Raw genomic sequence first — 18,680 nt, 5'->3', positions numbered from 1 at the left:
ACCTGTTCCTTACAAAACTTTGAAATAGTCGAACGGTTCCTTGCAGTCCTGGCAGACGTACAGCGCCTTGCAGGAGGTGGAACCGAAGCGGGTGAGTTCCTTGGTGTTCAGCGATGAACACTGCGGGCATTTGACGGCCAGGCTCAGCCGGACGGGGCCGGCATGGCGGAGTGCATTCGAGTGGCCCGACGGCGGCGCGATGCCGTACTCCTCCAGCTTGGCCTTGCCGGACTCGGTCATCCAGTCCGTGGTCCAGGCCGGCGAGAGCACCAGGTCAACGTGCACGGCCGGGTAGCCCTCCTTGGCGAAGGCCGCGTTGAGGTCGTCGCGGATGGCGTCCATCGCCGGGCAGCCCGAGTAGGTGGGCGTGATGGTGACGTGGACGGCGGGCGCCGTGCCGCCGTCGTCGTTCTTCTCCTCTGTCACCTGCACGTCCCGGAGGATGCCCAGGTCCGCAATGGTGAGCACCGGGATCTCCGGATCGCACACCGTGGCGGCCAGGTCCCAGGCCTTCTGCTGTTCCGTCACATGCTCCACCACGGCAGTCACCAGCTCGCTCCGGGGAACTGGCGGGCCAGGACCTGCATCTCGGCCAGCAGGTAGCCCAGGTGCTCGGAGTGCTTGCCCTGGCGTCCGCCGCCGCCCGCGGCCGGAACCTGCGGAACCTCAAGCTCCGCCTCGGCCAGGACCTCGCCGGTAAGCCGGTCAAAGTCCGCGCGCAGGCTGGAAGGCTCGACGCCGGCGCCGGACTCCGCGAGGCGGCCGGTGAGTTCGTCGTCGCGGAACAGCTCGTCAACGTAGGGCCAGATGACCTTGAAGCCGTGGATGATCCGCTGCCGGGACTCGTCCGTGCCGAGGGCCAGGCGCAGCACCCACTGGGCGCTGTGGTCCCGGTGGTAGTCCACTTCCTTGACGGCCTTGGCGGCGATGCCGGCCAGGGTGGAGTCCGTGGATTCGGTGAGCCGGCGGTAGAGCTCGAACTGGTAGTAGCTCACCACGAACTGCCGGGCGATGGTGACGGCGAAGTCCCCGTTGGGCTGCTCGAACAGCTCAAGCGAGCGGAACTCCTCCTCACCGCGGAAGTAGGCAAGATCGTCCTCGCTCTTGCCGTTCAGTCCGCCGGCGTAGCTCAGGAAGGAGCGCGCATGCCCCAGCTGGTCCAGGGCGATGTTGCCCAGGGCCACGTCCTCCTCCAGCTCCGGGGCGCGGGAGATCCAGTGGCCCAGGCGCTGGGCCAGGACCAGGGCGTCGTCGCCCAGGCGCAGGGCAAACTCCGCGGCGTCCTCGCTGGGCTTCGCCGTGCCGCGGCTGACCTGGAGCGCGATGTCCTCCGGCCGGAGCGCGTTGCCCGGCGTGATGCGGGTGGCGCTGGCCGAACCGTCGCCGCTGGCGCCGGCACCGCTGACGCCGACGGAGATGTCCCCGTGGCCTTCGGTGTGTGCTTCTTTGGTCTCGGGAGTGCTCACAGGTGCTTCACTCCTTCGCTCTTGGTGTAGTACGTGGCGTGCCGGTAGTCCTTGCCCTGCGGCGATTCGAAGAAGGCGCCCTTGGCGTCCGGGTCGCTGGAGGCAATGGCGTCCGCCGGAACAACCCAGATGGACACCCCCTCGTTGCGGCGCGTGTACAGATCGCGGGCGTTGCGCAGCGCCATGGCGGCGTCCGGCGCGTGCAGGGATCCGGCGTGCACGTGGGACAGGCCGCGGCTGGAGCGGACAAAAACCTCCCAGATGGGCCAGACGTTGCGGTCCGTTGCTTCGGCCTTCGCCTCGGCTGCCGCCGCCGCGGGAGTGGCCGGGCCGGCGGGGACCTTTGCCGCTTCGGTGGCTACTTCGGCAGCGGAGCTGGCCGGGGCTTCGGGGTTGCCGTGGGGGCTCATGCTGCGTATTCCTTCTCTGCTTGCTTACGAATTTGTTTGTCCGCATACGCCGCGGCTGCCTCGCGGACCCAGGCGCCGTCGTCGTGCGCCTGCCTGCGCCGTTCCAGGCGCTGGGCGTTGCAGGGGCCGCGGCCCTTCAGGACCTCGTGGAACTCGTCCCAGTCCAGCGGACCGTACTCCCACTTCTTGGTCCCTTCGTTGAAACGGATGTCCTTGTCCGGGAGGGTGAGCTCCAGGACCTTGACCTGCTCCATCATCATGCCGACGAAGCGGCTCCGCAGTTCGTCGTTGCTGAACCGCTTGATGTTCCAGGCCATGGACTGCTTGGAGTTGGGTGAATCGTCATCCGGCGGGCCGAACATCATCAGGGCCGGGGCATACCAGCGGTTCACGGCCTCCTGGGCCATCTGCTTCTGCTCGGGGGTGCCGTGGGAGAGTTCCAGCAGGATCTCGAAGCCCTGGCGCTGGTGGAAGGATTCTTCCTTGCAGACCCGGACCATCGCCCGGCCATAGGGGCCGTAGGAGGCGCGGCACAGCGGCACCTGGTTGGCGATGGCGGCGCCGTCCACCATCCAGCCGATGGCACCCATGTCCGCCCAGGTGCGGGCGGGGTAGTTGAAGATGGAGGAGTACTTGGCCTTGCCGTCCATCAGGTCCTGCATCATCCGGTCGCGGGTCTGGCCCAGGGTCTCGGCCGCCGAGTACAGGTACAGGCCGTGGCCGGCCTCGTCCTGGACCTTGGCCATCAGGATGGCCTTGCGCTTCAGGCTGGGGGCGCGCGAAATCCAGTTGGCCTCCGGCTGCATGCCGATGATTTCCGAGTGCGCGTGCTGCGAGATCTGCCGGATGAGGGTCTTGCGGTAGGCAGCCGGCATCCAGTCTCGGGGCTCGATGCGCGAGTCCTGCGCCATGACGCGGTCAAAATACGCCTGACCTTCCGCCTCGAGCCGGGCTGCCTCTTCGGCGCTGCCTGCGTCCCGTTCGGGTACCGGCTCAGCGGGCACTGACTGGAGGGTCTGCGATGCCATGGTTGCTCCTATGCATATCCGATAAATAATTACCGACCGTTCGTTCAGGATATGCGGAAGCCGCGAGATGCGTCAAGCGTGCGCAGGGTTATCCGCGAGTGGGATGGGAAGGCCCTAAGCTGGCGTCATGGCCTTCCTCGCCGCCCAGGCACCCACCTTCGCGGCCCTCGCCATCCTGATCCTCCTCACCGTGGCAGCACTCTGGGGTTCGCGTACGCCGCAGTTCCTGGCACCGGCCGCGGCGATCCTTCGCGGTGCCGTCCAGCTGGCGCTCATCAGCCTGGTGCTGGGCGGCATCATCACCGACCCGGTCTGGGTTGGACTGGCGCTGCTGGTGATGTTCACCGTGGCCACCGTAACGGCAGCGCGTCGGCTGGTCTGGTCCTGGCAGCGGTTCGGCGCGGTGGCCGCCACCATGGCCGCCGGCATCTGTGTGACGCTCGCCGTGGTGTTCGGCACCGGGGCCATCGAGTTCAGTCCGCGCTACGTCCTGGCCATCGGCGGCATCGTGATCGGCAACAGCATGAGCATCGCCGTCCTTGCCGGGCGCCGCTTCTTCGAAGCCGTCCGCGAGCAGTGGGACCAGGTGGAAGGATGGCTGGCGCTGGGGGCAACCGCGCGCAGGGCCACCCTCATGCAGGCCCGCCAGTCGGTGCACAGCGCCCTGATCCCCAGCACCGACCAGACCAAAACCACCGGCCTGGTCACCCTTCCCGGCGCGTTCGTGGGCGCCATCTTCGGCGGTGCATCGCCGCTTGAGGCGGGCCGGTTCCAGGTGGTGGTCCTGGCATCCATCATGGCGGCCGGCTCCATCACCGCCGTCGCACTCATTCGCTCCCTTGGTGCCGTCCGGGTGCGCCCCGAACCGCTCTAAGCTCGCGGTCGCCGAAGCGCCGATGGCCGGTGGCCGGACGGCGTCGCGCTGGCGCTAGCCCGCCTCGCCGGCGGGCGCCGGGACCCACACCGTGCAGTTGACGGCGTCGGCAACCACGTCCTCAAGGCCCCCGGTGCGGTGGAGGACTTCCAGCTGCCGCGTGGCACCGGTGCCGGCGGACAGCAGCTGGTCGGTCAGCTCTTCGGTCCGCCGCAGGTCCCCGGCGTCGTCCAGGGCGTACCTGATGTGATGGAGGAGCGCGTTCACCACTTCCACGGCAGGCACCGGCCGGTGGCTGACCGGGTCCAGCAGCTCACCCCGGAGCCCCCAGCGTCCCGCCTTCCAGCTCGCCAGCCGCAGCAGGGCGGCCGGTACGTCCACCGGCGGCACGCCTTCCTGCCACTCCCTCGCCGCCGTCTCCACCAGCGCCCGCGCGATGCCCGCCAGGAGCACGGTGTTCTCCGGTCGAAGGCAGACGTCCGCTATCCGCATTTCCACCGTTGGATAGTGCCGGGACAGCCGGGCATCGAAGTACACCATGCCCTCATCCATAACGACGCCGGTGCTCACCATGTCATGCACCAGCTGGTGGTAGGCCTCCGGAGAACCGAGGATGTCCAGTGGCCCCGCGGAGGGCCACCTGCTCCAGACCTGCGACCGGTAGCTGGCGTAGCCACTGTCCCGCCCGTGCCAGAACGGCGAGTTGGCACTCAGTGCGCTCAGCACCGGCAGCCAGACGCGGACCCGGTCCAGGACGCCCACGGCCTCTTCCGGCGAGTTCACGGAAACGTGGATGTGGCAGCCGCACGTGAGCTGCTCCCTGGCTGTCAGCCCGTACTCCTCAGCCATGGCCGCGAAGCGCCGGAGCCTGACCGGATGCGGATCGCAGGGAAGCGGGGAGGTGGCCAGGGCAGCGGCGCGGACCCCCACGTCCCGGGCGGCGGCGTCGGCGATGGCCCGTCCCGCAACGATGTCCGCTTCCAGCCCGGCCATCGTGGAATGCGGCGGGGTGACCACCTCGATCATCTCCTGCTGGAACTCGGCCGTCAGCACGGGCACGGAGGCCGGGTCCGCCGGCCGCTTGTATCCCCCGAGGACTTCGCCGGCACTGGGAACGGCCTCCCCCGTGGCGGGACTGACAAGGAGCAGCTCCTCCTCGATGCCGAACGTCCGCGGACGCCAGTCGGTGCTGGCGGTAGCGCCCCTGGTGCGTTCCGTTCCTGACCTGTTCATGGTCGTCGTCCTCCCCCGGCGTAAGCGCGTCCCAAAGGCAGGTCAGCGGTTGCGGCGCCGTTCCCGGCTGCGGAATCTAATCAGCCTGCTTATCAGCTTGCGCCACCGGTGCTGCTATTTCCAGCGTTTTGCCGGTGCGGTACAGAGACCACCCGGCCGCGATGAGCACCAGGCTCAGGCCCAGGAATGCGAGATCCCATCCCGGCGGACCGCCCAGATCGTCCCGCACATGGTGGATTCCGAGCAGCTGGTGGTTGACCAGACCTTCGACGACGTTGAAGACACCCCAGCCGCACAGGACCAATCCGGCGTGGAAATTCCAGCGCGGGGACAGCCGTCCCTGCCGGCGTGCTCGCACGGTGAGGACGGCCGCCGCGAGTACCAGGACCCACATGGCGCTGTGGAACAGACCGTCCGCCAGGGTGTTCAGTTCAAGGCCGGCCACGGTTTTGGTGTCGCCGCTTTCCGTGCGGCTCAGCATATGGTGCCACTGCAGCAGCTGGTGCAGGACGATGCCGTCCACAAAGCCGCCGATGCCCATCCCGAACACAAAGGCCGGCGCAGCGGCCGGGGCGACGGCCGGGGCGGCCGCTGGCGGAGTGGCCGGCGAGGTGTAGCTTTTCCGTGGCAATGTTCCGCTCCCCTTTCGTTTAGTGCAGCTTCGTCCGGTGGACCTCCTACCCTGTTCCTTACCCGCCGTCGGAATCCCTAAGCGCCCTGGACGGCACCGGCGGCTTAACCAGCGGCAGACCCTTGACCTTGCCTGCCTCAGGTGGAAGCCTTGAGCAACGCGGTGGAACCTCAAGCAGCGGGGTTGGGTTCCCGTTTTTAGCGGACCCGCAGCACCGCCGGCCAGCTTCCAAAGGCGGCAAGCATGCGTGCAATGGTTTACCGCGGCCCGTACAAAATCCGGGTCGAAGAAAAAGACATCCCGCCCATCGAGCACCCGAACGACGCCATTGTGCGCGTCACCACGGCGGCGATCTGCGGCTCCGATCTGCACCTCTACCACGGCATGATGCCCGACACCCGGGTGGGGATGACGTTCGGACACGAGTTCGTGGGCGTGGTCCACGACGTGGGCTCCTCGGTTCAGAACCTGGCGGTGGGCGACCGCGTGATGGTCCCGTTCAACGTGTACTGCGGGTCCTGCTACTTCTGCTCCCGCGGCCTGTTCTCGAACTGCCACAACGTGAACCCGAATGCGACGGCGGTGGGCGGCATCTACGGCTACTCCCACACCTGCGGAGGGTACGACGGCGGCCAGGCCGAATACGTCCGGGTCCCCTTTGCGGACGTGGGGCCGTCAAAGATCCCGGACTGGATGGACGAAGTGGACGCCGTGCTGCTCACCGACGCCCTGCCCACCGGCTACTTCGGCGCGCAGCTCGGCGACATCGTGGAAGGCGACACCGTGGTGGTGTTCGGGGCCGGCCCGGTGGGCCTGTTCGCCGCGAAATCCGCCTGGCTGATGGGGGCCGGCCGGGTGATCGTGATCGACCATCTGGAGTACCGGCTCGAGAAGGCCCGGACCTTTGCCCATGCCGAGACGTACAACTTCGCCGAGTACGGCGACATCGTGGTGCACCTGAAGAAAGCCACCGACTACCTGGGCGCCGACGTCGTGATTGACGCGGTGGGCGCCGAAGCGGACGGAAACTTCCTCCAGCACGTGACCGCGACGAAACTGAAGCTGCAGGGCGGATCGCCGGTGGCCCTGAACTGGGCGATCGATTCCGTCCGCAAAGGCGGAACGGTGTCCGTGGTGGGCGCCTACGGGCCGATTTTCACCGCTGTGAAGTTCGGCGACGCCGTGAACAAGGGCCTGACGCTGCGGATGAACCAGTGTCCGGTGAAACGGCAGTGGCCGCGGCTCTTTGAACACATCCGGAACGGGTACCTCAAGCCCAGCGACATCGTGACCCACCACGTCCCGCTGGAGCATATCGCCGAGGGGTACCACATGTTCTCCGCAAAGCTGGATGGCTGCATCAAGCCGCTCATCATCTCCACCGCAGACTGAAGACCGCTGACTGAAGGGAAGAGCACCATGACTGAGCCAGCATCGCCTTACACGGCGGGCAAGCCCATGCCCAAGGAATCCGCAGCGGCCCTGATGGCGCGTATTCCGGGCTGGGGCGCGGACCTCGATCCGAAGGACCGGCCCTCCTTCCCGCGCGAGCACCCGGGCATCGAGACCGGCGCGCACTGGGATTTCCCGGAGCGCCAGCAGGAGAAGTGGCCCCGGGAACGCTCCATTGAGCATGCGATTTTGCCGCCGGTTTTCGGAACCTCGACGCCGCCGAAGGGCGCCTCGGGGGCCATCCGGAAGTACGCCTATAAGAAGTACAGCGAGGCACGTGCCGCACACTGGCTGCTGCTGATCGCCGCCGACCGGGTGGACGCCTGGGAACACCACCTGCGTTCCCTGGCCACCCTGCACCCGGACAACCCCCTGACGGAAACCGGGGTGCTCAGCGAGTTCACCCGCCACGGCTTCCGCTCCCGGGCGGGCAAACGGCGCGCCGACGTCAGCCACCAGTGGATCGATCCGGTCCTGGTGGCCGGACCGTGGGTACTGGCGGGACTGGGTGCCGTGGCTGCCGTGAGGGCGCTGACGGTGAGGGCGTTACGGCGGCCCGCGCCCAGGCGGAAGTGACGCCCGACGGCGCGAGGTCCGACGGCGTGAGGTTTAGCCGTGTGAAGCCCGACGGCGGTCAGCCGCCTGCTTGGCGGCTCTTCCGGTGGGCAGCCAGGTCCTTCACCAGCCGCGGGGCCGAGCGCAGGAACCGCGCCCACCTCGCGGTGTAGGCCCGGAGCCGGCCCTTTGGAGACAGGTCGGCGTAGGGGTCCTGTGACAGATAGACGGTGTCCGGCGGGAGCAGCGCACTGCGAAGCATCCGCGGCCTGTCCCGCAGCGGTGCCTGCAGGAGGGCAATAATCCGTGCGCTGCCCGGTTCCCTGGTGAACAGGCGGTTCCGCCACTCCGTGGACGGCACCGGCCACTCGAACGACGGCGGCAGCACCGTCGTCGTACCCGTCACCAGTTCCTCGAGGAACGGCCGCAGCGCGGCCAGTGCGTCCGTGGCCTCCGCGATCTCCACAAGGGTGGCCGTAAGCGAATCCCGTTCCGTCAGATCGCTCAGGAACGTGAGTTCCTGACGGGAGGCCTGCAGGTGGGGGGCCCGGAGGGCATGCAGGGCAAGAAGTGCGATTCCCAGCGCCTTCGACGGAATCCGCACCTCCTGCCCTGCAAGTTCGAGGGTTTCCGTGCGTGCCCACATGGCTTCGAAGGAACGAGCCGGGTCCCTTTCCATTCCCGGAAACCGGAAATGGATGTCGATGTGGCACGGCCAGGACGGATGATTCACCGTGACCGAATGTTTGGGGAACACGCTGACGTCCGCGTCGGCCGTGCGTTCACGCCAACCACGTTCGTGCAGGCTCGCGAGCAGCAGGCCAAGGTCCGCCGGTGACACCAGGACATCCACGTCGGTGGAAATCTTCGGCAGGCGGAGCCCCTGGATCACACTCGCCGGCCCCTTGATGAAGAACGCCCGGATGCCCAGGCTGTCCGCCACCCGTGCCACCAGGGCATGGCCCAGGAGCACGGCTTCGGGAATGCTCAGCTGCGTTTCATCGGCCGGCTTCTGCATGGCGGCACCTACTCCCGGACCCGGCGGCCGCCGGCGAGCGCGGGTTCCGGCAGGGCTGCGGGGTCGGGTACTGCTGCGGGGTCGGGCACTGAGATCGATTCCGGCGCCGACGTGTAGGTCCCGTAGTACGAGGAGGCGTCGGATCCGCTGGTGGGCACGTAGTTGAGGACGGCTCCCAGGATGCGGCCCTTGACCTTTTCCAGGTTGCCCAGGGACTGTTCCAGCTGCTCCTGGGTGGTCTTGCCCGTGCGGATCACCACGATGGCTCCGTCAGCAACGCGGGACAGCACGGCGGCGTCCGTGACCGGAAGCAGCGGCGGGGCATCAATCAGGACCGTTGCATTCTGGGCCAGTGCGTTGAGCATGTTCTTCATGGCCCGCGAGCCCAGCAGCTCGCTGGGGTTCGGCGGAATGCGGCCGGAGCCGAGCACGGACAGGTTGGGCAGGGCACCCCACGGCTGGAGGACGTCCTCCAGTTCAGCGGTGCCGGTCAGCACGTCGGTGACCCCGACTCCCGGAACCAGGTTGAACACGTCCACCAGTGTGGGCCGGCGGAGGTCGCCGTCGACCACTACGACGTTCTCTCCCGCGGCCGCCATGGTGACCGCCAGGTTGGCCGTCACAGTGGACTTGCCTTCCGCCTGCAGGGAGCTGGTAACCACGATGATCCGCGGCGGCTGGTCCACGTCAAGGAAGCTGAGGTTGGTCCGCAGTTCCCGGAGGGCCTCGGCCATCGCGCTGCCGGCGGCTGCGTCGTGGAGCTGCACGGACGCTCCGGCCTCCAGGACGGTGCTCCTGCCGTCCAGGCGGTGGTCGACTGGGAGGGTGCCGATCACGGGGACCTCGAAGAGGCGCTCGATTTCTCCGGCGTTGCGGATGCGGCGGTCCAGGTGCCTGCGGACCAGCGCGTAGGCCACTCCGAGGGCCAGGCCCACGAGTGCCCCGAGGGCCAGGGTGAGCTTGACGTTGGGGGAAACCGGGCTGGTGGGAAGCACGGCCTTGCCCAGCGGGAGGACCCTGACCGCGGAAGGAACCGCTGCCGGGGCGTCAGCGACGGCGGAGGATCCGGCGGAAGTTCCGGCGTCGGGCGTTACGGCGGCTGTTCCTGCCGAACCGGCGGGGGTCGCTGTTTCGATCGCTTCCACCTGGGCAGCCAGGCCGTTGACCCAGGCGTCTGCCACGCGCTGGGCCGTCGCAGGATCAGGCGACTGGGCGGTCACGCGGATCTCGGCGGTGTCCAGCGGAACCTTCACGCTGATGGTGCCAAGCAGCGCGTCCGCCGTCGTCTTCAGGCCGAGGGAGGCGATGACCCGGTCGGCCACCAGCCGGGACTTGGCCACGGACTCGTAGTTCTTGACCTTCGCCTTGGCCAGGCTGTCACCGGCCAGTGAAAGGCTCACGTTGTCGGAGCCCGGCGTCACCACAATGCCGCTGGAATCGGAGGAGTAGATCTTCGGCTGCAGCACCGTCCAGCCGAACGCCGTCAGCGTGGCCAGCAGGGTGAAGGCGATGATCGCTTTCCAGTACACCCGGACCACCCGCAGGTAGTCGGCCAGGTCCAGGCCCGCGGGTGCTTCTCCGCCGGCCGCAGTGGTGACGCTCATGGTGGTTCCTTCCACACTTCGTTGGCGGCTACTCGCCGCCCGGTTCCAAGATTGATTTCGCGATGAGCTGCTCCACGGCCACCCCGACGGCGGCCTGGTAACCCTCCGTCCGGCCGTGCACGTCGCCTACTTTTTCTGCCAGTTCATCCAGCGGGACAGCGGTGGCGGCGGCCTCCCAGAGGGCCGGGCCGATCCCGCTCAGCCGCACGATCTCCGTGTCCAGCATCACCAGCAGATCGCCGTCGACAATCACGGCATCCTTCGGCTGGACCCGCCGTAACCAGCCGTTCGGGATGGGGCCGGCCTGGGTTTCCATCTCCGGTGCCGCCCACCTCGGCCGGGAACGGCGGCGCTTCCGGAACAGCGGTTCCAGCGCCTCCGGCAGGTCCGCGGCCTCGGAATAGGTGACCTGCCATACTCCTCCGACGAAGTCGATCAGGCGGCACAGCGACTGCAGCGGCTCATCGACTTCAGCCTGCGAGGAGGAATCCGGGATGAGCGCCAGCAATGCGTCCGCCAGGGGCAGCTGGCGGAGGACGGGGGCTGCCGGGTAGTCCGCCTCAACCCTGTCCAGGAGCACGATCGACTGCAGGAACGGCTTGGGCGGTGCCGGCTGGAGGCCCAGCTCGTCCGGGCCCACCTGGCGCTTGGGTTCCCCCGGCTCCTGATTCACGGACAGCGGCTTGGGGTAGGGAACCACCGAACCGTCCGGCCCGATTGCCACGGTTTCGTCCGAGACATACCCGTAGGTCTGGGCCAGCACCGAGGCTGCGGTCGTTTTTCCGGTGCCGGACTTGGCCACGAGCGCCGCCACGGCTCCCGTCTCCCGAGACGCCACTCCGCACGCGTGCAGCATCATGAGCTCGCCGGCGTTCTCCAGGATGGCCGCGACGGTGAGCCGGGAGGTAAGGTTCTCAGCCAGCTCCTCAAACGAGGCGGCTTGCAGTGCCAGCGTGCCGCCGTCGTACGTCTGTGACAAATACGCGACGGAGGCGGAGAACGGCTCGGACTCGGTGGGCTGCTTGGGCAGCGGCGGGATGGCAGGTGCACCGCTGCCGGCACAGCGCGCCCAGGCCGAGCGCATGTGCTGCTGCTGCTCCGCTGTCACTGAACTGCCCCAACGGATGGCGAACTGCGTGCCCAGGATCTCCAGGCAGAGCAGATCCCCAACGCTCAACAATTCCTCGAGATGGAGAGCGTCCCAGTCGCCCTCCGGATCCCCACCACTCATGACTTCCCCCTAGTCGATGCCGGTTAGTGCTGCTTATTGCTCGGAGCTACCCGACGCTTCGATCAGATGTTGCGCTTCAAGGCCTGCGAGGAAGCCGTCCACCTGGTGCGCCAGCTGCCCGGCGGCGTCCTCGAAGGTCGCTTCCAGTTCGGCGATGACGTCCGACTGGTCGCGGCGCCCGTCAATCAGCTCCCAGATGGCTGCGGCTGTCCCGTCCAGGACCACAGGCTGGGTCGCATCCAGGTGAAGCAGCGCCACCCTGCCCGCCGATTCTGTCCGTACTTCTGCCACAAGACCGCCACGTTTCCAGACCATGGCTAGAAGGTGATTGTCGGGTTGGCGGCCAGCGAGCGGGTGGTGGCGTCAGGCAGCGTCAGGGTAATGGTCAGCGAGAAGGAATACCCGGTGCCCTTCTTGGGTGCCGGGTTCACGGCTTCGTATTGGAACTGGATCGGGAAGTTCAGCGCCTGGCCGGCGGCAATCCCTGCGGTATAGGTGAAAGTCGCGCTGTAAGCATGGCTTGCGGTGTACGACGACGACGCCAGCGCCGCCGGCGCAACCGACTGGATGCCGATTCCGGCCAGCACCGTGCCCACCGGAGTAATGCTGACGGTGCCGGTGATGGTGCCGGTAATGGCACTCCCGGCGTTATGGATCTGGAACGCCGTGGGACCTGTGCCGGTGCGGTTTGTTCCGGCACCGGTACCTCCGGAGGAGACAAAGGCCACCGCTGAGCCGGCGCCTACAACCGTGGCAGTCGCGCTGATACCCGATGCCGCCGCGGCAGGCGCCGCGATGGCTGTGACGATTACGGGCACCGACCAGGCCACTCCCTTAACAACCCTGCGGCGGCTGAAACCGCCCTCTTCGCTGTTCGTGACCTCTGCGTTCATAACCTCGGACAATTGCGCCCCCTTGGATTTCGGCTGTGCCGGACCTTCCGGGCCGGACGTGTTCTGTGGCCGGTTCTGCACCGGCTCCGCCTACTCTCCACAACGACACTTAAGGTTCCTGCAACCGTTTTGCAAGATTCGCTCAAGGTTTGCTTCGCATGCAGTTGTCAGTTTCCGAAGTCGCAATTAGTCTGACCCGTCCAGCCCAGGCTGTGAGCGCGTGCGACCTCGCAGACGTTGTTGTCCTCCACGGTGCTGCTAGTCGCCTGCCCAGCGGCGCAGTGTGCTGTTGAGCAGGCCGACGAGGATGCTGGTCCACCAGCAGCCTTGGGAGATGCAGAGGGCGATCAGGAGCCGGCGCCTCAGGCTCTTGGCGACAGCGGTGAAGTGTGTGCCGGCGGGCAGGGCATGGAGGCGCTTCATGGTGGGGGCAAGGGCGATGCCATTGAGCATGAGGAGCAGCACGCAGAGCAGCTTGATCTGGGTGAGCGGATTGCTGACATCCGGTTTGATCAGAGCGCCGGAGATCAGGAGGACGGCAAGGCCACCCCAGATGAGGGGCTGGGCGGCGGTTTCGAGTCGGCGCGTGTCATGTAGGTCGCGTTTGCCCAGAAGCCAGAGGAAACCCACCCAGTCGACGACCAGAATGGCCCCGAAGGACAGGACCAGGGCCAGGATATGGCAGGCGAGTCCCACGCGGTGCATATCTACGCCGTAGTCCACGCTCATGCCCACGGCCAGGGAACCTGCCCAGCCAAGCAGGCAAAGGGCCGCCAGCGCGACGTACCTTCCGCGTCCTGGCCTCGGCGCCTCCGGCGTCCCATCGCCGTGGGGCTGCGGGTCAGCCGTCGCAGGCCTTGTCAGCCCTGTGCTGCCCGTGCCGCCGCCGGGATCGACGACGGCCCGGCTCATGCGAAGAGTCCTTCGCCGATGTAGCCGCCTTGCTTGATGCCAGGCGGCACCGCGAACAGGCCCGACCCGGTGTGTTTGAGGTACTCCAGAGCCAGGACGTCTTCTTTGGCCATGGACATTTGCATGGGTACGTAGTGGGTCCGGGGGTCTTTGACGTAGGCGATGAAGAACAGTCCGGCGTCCAGGTGTCCGAGTCCGTCCGAACCGTCGGTGTAGTTGTAGCCGCGGCGGAGCATCCGCACGCCGTCGTTGTGGTCGGCATGGGCTAGCCGCAGGTGTGAGTCCATCCCTATCAGTGGTTCGCCGTCCTTGCCCTGGATAGCGAAGTTCGGGACCGTAAATTCGCTGCCGCCGGACAATGGCGCCCCTTCGCCCTTGGTACGCCCGATCAGGCCTTCCTGCTCCCCGAGCGATGTGCGGTCCCAGATCTCGATGTGCATACGTATGCGCCGCGCCACCAGGTAGCTGCCGCCCGACATCCAAGCCTCGCCCGGACCGGATCCGGAGCCGACCCAGACGTGGTCATTGAGGAGGGCGGTGTCCTCGGCCTTGAGGTTGTTGGTGCCGTCCTTGAATCCAAAGAGGTTGCGCGGTGTCTGCTGGGCACGGGACGTCGAGGACGTGCGGCCGAATCCTAGCTGGGACCATCGGACGCGGGCTTTGCCGAAGGCGATGCGTGCCAGGTTGCGGATGGCGTGCACGGCCACTTGGGGATCGTCGGCGCAGGCCTGCACGACGATGTCGCCGCCTGAGCGTCCAGCTTCCAGAGCGTCACCGGGGAAGTGGGGCAGGTCGATCAGCGCGTCCGGCCGCCGGTCCTGAAGGCCAAAACGGGCCTTTCCATCCTTTTCGAACAGTGTGGCCCCGAAGCCGAACGTCAGGGTGAGGCGACCGGCGTCGAGGTCAAGTGCCTCGCCTGTGTCTTCCGGAGGTGCGTCATAGGGGCCGTCGACGGCGCCGGTATCGCCTGTGGTGCGGCCCGCCGTCATGGCTGCCGCCGCAGCCGTCCAGTCCTTGAGCAGTTGAATGAGCGCTTCGCGGTTGTCGGTGGTGACGTCGAAGGCGGCCATGTGGAGGCGGTCCTGCGCAGGGGTGATGATGCCGGACTGCCGGTCGCCGAAGAACGGCACCGCTGTATCGCTGGATGCCGGCGGCGCTGCATCGGCCGCTAGAGCATCGTGGCCGAGCAGGCCGGCGGCGATTCCCGCTACCGCCCCCGCGCCGCCCACTCCGGCAAGGCCGAACAGCCCGCGGCGGGACAGCCGCGGACGGTCGACGCCGGCCGCATTGGCTTGCGGCGGATTGGCGGGGTTTTCGGCGGGGAGTTCGTGGCTGCCGCCGTAAGGGCAGCCGCTCACAGCACGACGGCCGAGGTCAGCTTGGACAGCGGTTCGCCCAAGGAATCCACCAAGGCCGCGAGCTGCTGGACCTGGTCCTGGCTGAGCTCGGTGTAGTAGGCGAAGCCGTCGCCTTTGGCATGCTTCTTCAGCTCGGTCTGCAGGGCCGCGAACTTCTCGTCGAGGGACTTGGCAAGTTCGGAGTCCTTCTGCAGGAGTGCCGGCTTCAGGCTTTCGTAGGCGATCCTGGCGCCGTCTACATTGGCCTGGAAGTCCCAGAGATCGGTGTGGGACCAGATTTCTTCTTCGCCCGTGACCTTGCCGGTGGCCACCTCGTCAAGGAGTTCCTTGGCGCCGTTGCCTAGCTTGTCAGGAGTCAGTTCCACGGTGCGGGTACGCTGCACGAGATCTTCGGTGTTGGCAACCAACTGCTTGGCGATTGCGCTGCGCTCGGCGTCAGTCATGCCCGTGTAGCCGGCCGGCGGGAACAGGTCCTTTTCGGCGCGGTGCCAGCCTGTCCACTCCTGGCCCGGCTCAAGGTCGGCTTCGCGGGCATCCAGCTTCGGGTCAAGGTCCCCGAAGGACTCCGCCACTGGTTCAATCCTTTCCCAGTGCATGCGGGTCGAGGCGTAGAGTTCCCTGGCCTTGGCGGCATCACCGGCTTCGAAAGCCGCCGCGAACGCCTTGGTGCCCGTGATCAACTGCTCCGTCTGGTCCTTCACGTAGGAAACGTACTGCCGGGATCCGGTGTCCAGGAGCTTCTGGAGGTCGGCATCCACACTCGGGTTGGTCCCGGATTCAGTGACTTCGAAAGCTGCGCGGATGCCGTCGCCCTGCATGCCGGGCTTGCAGGCCGTGAAGTACTTGCCGGCATCGGCCGTGACAACCAGGTTGCGAGCAATGCCGGGGCCGATGTTCTCGACTTCTCCGATGATGCGCAGGCCGTCCTCGGCCAGCAAGTAGAACTCGGTCACTTCAATGCCATCGTTCTTGACGGCGAACGTCAGGTTGCCGCTTGGCTTGCTTCCGGTGGACACCTTGCATTCCGTGGCGGAGCTGCTCACCTGGATGGGTCCGTCCGCGGCACCGGGGGCTTTGGCGTTAGCAGTGCAGGACGCCAGCGTCAGGATGGCTGCGACCGCCGCGACGGCGAGACGGGAACCGGCGTTTCTGCCGATTCTGGGCAGGGTCAAACCAGGCATGTAGATTCCTTGGGTGCGTTATTGGGGGTGCGAAGGGGTGTCACGTGGAGATGGGGAGCGGCCGGCACTTGGGGGAATCCTTAGGCTCACCTAAGCAACGGACTCTACACGGAGAATCGGATTAGCGAAAAGATTCATGTCCTAATTCCGGACGAAAATTACTCCACCGGTTTGGGTTGCCTCCCTCGTCCAACCCCAGTGCAGATAGCTTCTAAAGCTGAGAGCCGTCCGGTGACTCACCCCGACGTTGGGCCAACTCGCACTCGTCTTCGTGTTAACTTGAACGTCAGGGATCAGCCCGATCTGACAGCCACCCGGAAAGAGCCCCTCAACGTGGAATTGCCAACGCCCGTACGGATCCTCACAGTCTGCACGGGGAACATCTGCCGCTCCCCCGTGGCCGAACGCCTGCTGCAGGCCGGCTTGGACCAGGTCCTGCCCGGCGGCTTCGAAGTCCGCAGCGCCGGCACCCGCGCCATGGTGGGCCACCCCATCCAGCCGCTCTCCGCGGACATTGTGCGCATGTACGGCGGCACGGACCAGGATTTCGCCGCCCGGCAGCTGAACCCGAAGATCCTCCGCGGCACGGACATCGTGCTGACCATGACGTCCCAGCACCGCGGCGAAGTGCTGCAGCTGGACGCCTCGCTGCTCAAGCGCACGTTCACCATCCGGGAGTTCGCACGGATGCTGGAGGCCCTTGAGAAACGTGACAGCGCAGTTGAATCGAACGGCAAGGCGGACGACGCCGGCACGCTGTGGCGGGGCCTGCCGGCCCGCCTCGCCTCCGTCCGCCACCTCGCCCTGGCAGCGGACAGCTCCGACAACGAAGTGATCGACCCGTACAAACGGAGCGCCGACGTGTACCGCCAGATGGAAGACGAACTGGCCCCCGCGATCCTCACTATCCTGCGGTATTCCCGGCTCAACACGCCTTCATAACTTCGGGGCCCGCCGTCGTTCTTTCTTGCGCCGGCAGGAGTACCTTTCGTGTATGGACAACCAGTCTGAACCGAAAGGAGCGGCTGCAGACAAGCCGCCGTGGGGGAATTTCGCATGGCTTCCAGCCTGGTTGCGCCAGCAGCCCACCTGGCTCAAAGCGGTCCTGGCCCTGGTCCTGGCGATCGCTTTGGGCAGCACCATGTACGCCTTCTCGCAAGTGGGACGCGGCGGCGCACCGCCCACCCCCACCGCCAGCGGAGCCGCGACGGCGGAAGGTGCCACCGCGGCACCGTCGACGTCGACCCCCGCACCCGCCCCGGCACCCGCTCCGCCGCCGGCGCCGGAACCGCCGCCCGTTGCGCTGAATGTCCTGCTGATGGGCAGCGACAGCCGCGGCGATTTCCGCGCCGAGGAAGCCCAGGCCGCCGCGGGAAGCCGGGCCGACCAGCGCGCTGACGTGCTGATGCTGATCCACATCCCGGCGGACCGGCAGAAGATCTATGGCATCTCCATCCTGCGCGACACGTGGGTGGACATCCCCGGTTACGGACAGGGCAAGATCAATGCGGGACTGGAACTGGGCGGCGTTCCGCTGATGACGCGGACGGTGGAAACCCTGTTCAACACCCACATCGACCACACGGTCCTGGTGGACTTCAAAGGGTTCTGGGATGCCACCGACGCGCTGGGCGGGGTGGACCTGGATGTCACAGTTCCCTTCACGTCCAACACTGACTCCGGGCATTATTTCCCGCCCGGCGTCAACCACATCTCCGGTGCCGAGGCGCTGCAGTTCGTCCGTGAGCGCTACGCATTTATCGACGGCGACTACCAGCGCGTCCGCAACCAGCAGGCCTTCCTTAAAGCCGTGATCAGCAAGTTCATGAGCACCGGGACACTCACCAACCCCTCCACGGTGATGAACGTGGTCAACGCCGTCCGGCCGCGCACACTGGTGGACCCTGCCCTTAGCCCGGAGGCCATGGTGCGGCTGGGCTTCAGCCTCCGCGATGTGGGGCCTGAGGATGCGATCTTCTTCCGGATGCCCGACGCCGGCTTCAGCTTCAGCACCACCGGGCAGTCGATCATCCTGCAGAATCCCGCGGTGGTAGGCGCCATCTCCGCAGCACTCGCCAACGGGACGCTGGCGGACTACGTGGCGGCGAACGGTTTTCAGGGCGGGAACTGACCAGGATGGAACACGGAACGATAACTGCAGGCGATTAGGTGCCTACACAGCTGGTTCGTGGAGCAACATGTTTAAGTTCCGCCCGGAGGCGTTTGGTGGACGACAGTGATTGGATGCCGCTGTCCGCTGGTGCGGGCAGCGGCTTGTGGCGCTTAGGCGGCCAGGCTCATGGCCCGGCGCTTCACCTTGGCTCCTGCCTCCGTACCCGGATGGGCGGGAGCCAGGACGCTGATGTTGCACTCCGACTGGAGGGGGTCAATCGACGCCGGCAGGTGGTGGGACTTCGAACATGCCTGCAGCTGCTCCATTGCAGCCGGTTCAACACGTGCGTGGCTGACATCCACCACCAGGCGGAGTCCTTCTTTCAGGTGGTTGGCCCTCTTCACAACCACATACAAAGCCTGGATGCTCTGGGCGGTCACATGACCCTGTGCTGCTACTTCTGCTTCTCCACAATCGAGATCGAGCCGAACTAAAACCCTGAGTTTGTCGTTCAAGTGTTTCCCCTATTCAATGCATGGCCGCGACGCTGCGACCGCAAGTCAGCCTATGTGCAGAATGTGACGTACGCAACACCCTGCGTCACATCCGGAGAGAGCGGCGTTATGAACGGCGCGGGCTGTTGAGCCCGGTCCGGTCATGGGGTATTGCGTTCCGCGGCCTCCGCGCGGGCGGTCGCCTACGATGGATCGGTGAGGATCAG

Annotated in this window: 20 protein-coding genes; 5 read left to right on the top strand and 15 right to left on the bottom strand. The window is 66.6% G+C overall.

Going from position 1 to position 18,680, the window contains the following annotated elements; genetic code table 11:
* Nucleotides 1-9: 9 nt before the first annotated feature.
* The 4 genes from paaD to paaA are packed head-to-tail and all read right to left on the bottom strand — an operon-like array spanning nt 10 to nt 2,904.
* On the bottom strand, nt 10-549 hold the full coding sequence (gene paaD, locus J7I92_RS15435) for a 1,2-phenylacetyl-CoA epoxidase subunit PaaD (protein ID WP_311380388.1): 540 nt from the start codon (nt 547-549) through the stop codon (nt 10-12).
* Nucleotides 546-1,466: a 1,2-phenylacetyl-CoA epoxidase subunit PaaC gene (gene paaC / locus J7I92_RS15430; protein ID WP_214841843.1), complete on the bottom strand. Its 921-nt coding sequence runs from the start codon at nt 1,464-1,466 to the stop codon at nt 546-548. The genes paaD and paaC overlap by 4 nt, the downstream gene beginning before the upstream one ends.
* Nucleotides 1,463-1,876, bottom strand: a complete 414-nt coding sequence (gene paaB / locus J7I92_RS15425; RefSeq protein ID WP_214841842.1) for a 1,2-phenylacetyl-CoA epoxidase subunit PaaB — start codon at nt 1,874-1,876, stop codon at nt 1,463-1,465. The genes paaC and paaB overlap by 4 nt, the downstream gene beginning before the upstream one ends.
* Complete coding sequence (gene paaA / locus J7I92_RS15420) at nt 1,873-2,904, bottom strand: 1,2-phenylacetyl-CoA epoxidase subunit PaaA (protein ID WP_214841840.1); 1,032 nt, start codon at nt 2,902-2,904, stop codon at nt 1,873-1,875. The genes paaB and paaA overlap by 4 nt, the downstream gene beginning before the upstream one ends.
* A 127-nt stretch (nt 2,905-3,031) precedes the next feature.
* Here paaA and J7I92_RS15415 point away from each other — a divergent pair, with 127 nt between their 5' ends.
* Complete coding sequence (locus J7I92_RS15415) at nt 3,032-3,778, top strand: ABC transporter permease (RefSeq protein ID WP_214841838.1); 747 nt, start codon at nt 3,032-3,034, stop codon at nt 3,776-3,778.
* Nucleotides 3,779-3,832: 54 nt separating this feature from the next.
* Here J7I92_RS15415 and J7I92_RS15410 read toward each other — a convergent pair whose 3' ends face one another.
* Nucleotides 3,833-5,011 (bottom strand): glutamate--cysteine ligase, encoded by a 1,179-nt coding sequence (locus J7I92_RS15410; RefSeq protein WP_214841836.1) that lies wholly within the window; start codon nt 5,009-5,011, stop codon nt 3,833-3,835.
* Between the two features lie 76 nt (nt 5,012-5,087).
* Nucleotides 5,088-5,642 carry a DUF2243 domain-containing protein gene (locus J7I92_RS15405; RefSeq protein WP_251039983.1) on the bottom strand — a complete coding sequence of 185 codons (555 nt, stop codon included), beginning with the start codon at nt 5,640-5,642 and terminating at the stop codon, nt 5,088-5,090.
* Nucleotides 5,643-5,885: 243 nt separating this feature from the next.
* On the opposite strand from J7I92_RS15405, the gene J7I92_RS15400 reads away from it, so the two are divergent.
* Both J7I92_RS15400 and J7I92_RS15395 read left to right on the top strand, forming a co-directional pair.
* Nucleotides 5,886-7,034, top strand: a complete 1,149-nt coding sequence (locus J7I92_RS15400; protein WP_214841834.1) for a zinc-dependent alcohol dehydrogenase — start codon at nt 5,886-5,888, stop codon at nt 7,032-7,034.
* 27 nt (nt 7,035-7,061) lie between these two features.
* Entirely contained in the window at nt 7,062-7,670 is a 609-nt protein-coding gene (locus J7I92_RS15395; protein ID WP_214841832.1) for a hypothetical protein, read from the top strand.
* A 58-nt stretch (nt 7,671-7,728) separates the two neighbouring features.
* Here the strand turns inward: J7I92_RS15395 and J7I92_RS15390 are convergent, their stop codons facing one another.
* The 8 genes from J7I92_RS15390 to efeO form a co-directional block, all read right to left on the bottom strand.
* Nucleotides 7,729-8,667 (bottom strand): nucleotidyltransferase family protein, encoded by a 939-nt coding sequence (locus J7I92_RS15390; RefSeq protein WP_214841830.1) that lies wholly within the window; start codon nt 8,665-8,667, stop codon nt 7,729-7,731.
* 8 nt (nt 8,668-8,675) lie between these two features.
* Nucleotides 8,676-10,271, bottom strand: coding sequence for a polysaccharide biosynthesis tyrosine autokinase (locus tag J7I92_RS15385; RefSeq protein WP_214841828.1), 1,596 nt, complete (start codon nt 10,269-10,271; stop codon nt 8,676-8,678).
* Nucleotides 10,272-10,299: 28 nt separating this feature from the next.
* Nucleotides 10,300-11,502 carry a hypothetical protein gene (locus J7I92_RS15380; protein ID WP_251039982.1) on the bottom strand — a complete coding sequence of 401 codons (1,203 nt, stop codon included), beginning with the start codon at nt 11,500-11,502 and terminating at the stop codon, nt 10,300-10,302.
* Nucleotides 11,503-11,535: 33 nt separating this feature from the next.
* Nucleotides 11,536-11,817 carry a PqqD family protein gene (locus J7I92_RS15375; RefSeq protein WP_214841826.1) on the bottom strand — a complete coding sequence of 94 codons (282 nt, stop codon included), beginning with the start codon at nt 11,815-11,817 and terminating at the stop codon, nt 11,536-11,538.
* 2 nt (nt 11,818-11,819) lie between these two features.
* Complete coding sequence (locus J7I92_RS15370; protein WP_214841824.1) at nt 11,820-12,407, bottom strand: hypothetical protein; 588 nt, start codon at nt 12,405-12,407, stop codon at nt 11,820-11,822.
* Nucleotides 12,408-12,653: 246 nt separating this feature from the next.
* Nucleotides 12,654-13,307, bottom strand: a complete 654-nt coding sequence (locus J7I92_RS15365; RefSeq protein WP_251039981.1) for a hypothetical protein — start codon at nt 13,305-13,307, stop codon at nt 12,654-12,656.
* On the bottom strand, nt 13,304-14,665 hold the full coding sequence (gene efeB, locus J7I92_RS15360; protein ID WP_214841822.1) for an iron uptake transporter deferrochelatase/peroxidase subunit: 1,362 nt from the start codon (nt 14,663-14,665) through the stop codon (nt 13,304-13,306). Before efeB ends, J7I92_RS15365 begins: the two co-directional genes overlap by 4 nt.
* Nucleotides 14,662-15,846, bottom strand: a complete 1,185-nt coding sequence (gene efeO / locus J7I92_RS15355) for an iron uptake system protein EfeO (RefSeq protein ID WP_214841820.1) — start codon at nt 15,844-15,846, stop codon at nt 14,662-14,664. The genes efeB and efeO overlap by 4 nt, the downstream gene beginning before the upstream one ends.
* Nucleotides 15,847-16,179: 333 nt before the next feature.
* Between efeO and J7I92_RS15350 the strand changes: the two genes are divergently transcribed.
* The gene (locus J7I92_RS15350) at nt 16,180-16,788 is read left to right on the top strand and encodes a low molecular weight phosphatase family protein (RefSeq protein ID WP_214841818.1); all 609 of its coding nucleotides are present in this window, start codon (nt 16,180-16,182) and stop codon (nt 16,786-16,788) included.
* A 52-nt stretch (nt 16,789-16,840) separates the two neighbouring features.
* A complete protein-coding gene (locus tag J7I92_RS15345) occupies nt 16,841-17,977 on the top strand; it encodes an LCP family protein (RefSeq protein WP_214841816.1) in 1,137 nt (378 codons plus the stop codon).
* Between the two features lie 152 nt (nt 17,978-18,129).
* On the opposite strand, the gene J7I92_RS15340 is transcribed toward J7I92_RS15345, so the two are convergent.
* Entirely contained in the window at nt 18,130-18,399 is a 270-nt protein-coding gene (locus tag J7I92_RS15340) for a hypothetical protein (protein ID WP_311380386.1), read from the bottom strand.
* Between the last annotated feature and the right edge of the window lie 281 nt (nt 18,400-18,680).

It is taken from the genome of Arthrobacter sp. ISL-72, assembly GCF_018613755.1.
GTDB lineage: Bacteria > Actinomycetota > Actinomycetes > Actinomycetales > Micrococcaceae > Arthrobacter.
Note: the sequence above shows the minus strand (reverse complement) of the source record. Positions and strands in the feature narration are given on the sequence as shown.

Coding starts and splice junctions, on each gene's coding strand:
- paaB (WP_214841842.1), bottom strand. CDS start 1,876: ATGAGCCCCCACGGCAACCCCGAAGCCCCGGCCAGCTCCGCTGCCGAA.
- paaA (WP_214841840.1), bottom strand. CDS start 2,904: ATGGCATCGCAGACCCTCCAGTCAGTGCCCGCTGAGCCGGTACCCGAA.
- J7I92_RS15415 (WP_214841838.1), top strand. CDS start 3,032: ATGGCCTTCCTCGCCGCCCAGGCACCCACCTTCGCGGCCCTCGCCATC.
- J7I92_RS15410 (WP_214841836.1), bottom strand. CDS start 5,011: ATGAACAGGTCAGGAACGGAACGCACCAGGGGCGCTACCGCCAGCACC.
- J7I92_RS15400 (WP_214841834.1), top strand. CDS start 5,886: ATGCGTGCAATGGTTTACCGCGGCCCGTACAAAATCCGGGTCGAAGAA.
- J7I92_RS15395 (WP_214841832.1), top strand. CDS start 7,062: ATGACTGAGCCAGCATCGCCTTACACGGCGGGCAAGCCCATGCCCAAG.
- J7I92_RS15390 (WP_214841830.1), bottom strand. CDS start 8,667: ATGCAGAAGCCGGCCGATGAAACGCAGCTGAGCATTCCCGAAGCCGTG.
- J7I92_RS15385 (WP_214841828.1), bottom strand. CDS start 10,271: ATGAGCGTCACCACTGCGGCCGGCGGAGAAGCACCCGCGGGCCTGGAC.
- J7I92_RS15380 (WP_251039982.1), bottom strand. CDS start 11,502: ATGAGTGGTGGGGATCCGGAGGGCGACTGGGACGCTCTCCATCTCGAG.
- J7I92_RS15375 (WP_214841826.1), bottom strand. CDS start 11,817: ATGGTCTGGAAACGTGGCGGTCTTGTGGCAGAAGTACGGACAGAATCG.
- J7I92_RS15365 (WP_251039981.1), bottom strand. CDS start 13,307: ATGAGCCGGGCCGTCGTCGATCCCGGCGGCGGCACGGGCAGCACAGGG.
- efeO (WP_214841820.1), bottom strand. CDS start 15,846: ATGCCTGGTTTGACCCTGCCCAGAATCGGCAGAAACGCCGGTTCCCGT.
- J7I92_RS15345 (WP_214841816.1), top strand. CDS start 16,841: ATGGACAACCAGTCTGAACCGAAAGGAGCGGCTGCAGACAAGCCGCCG.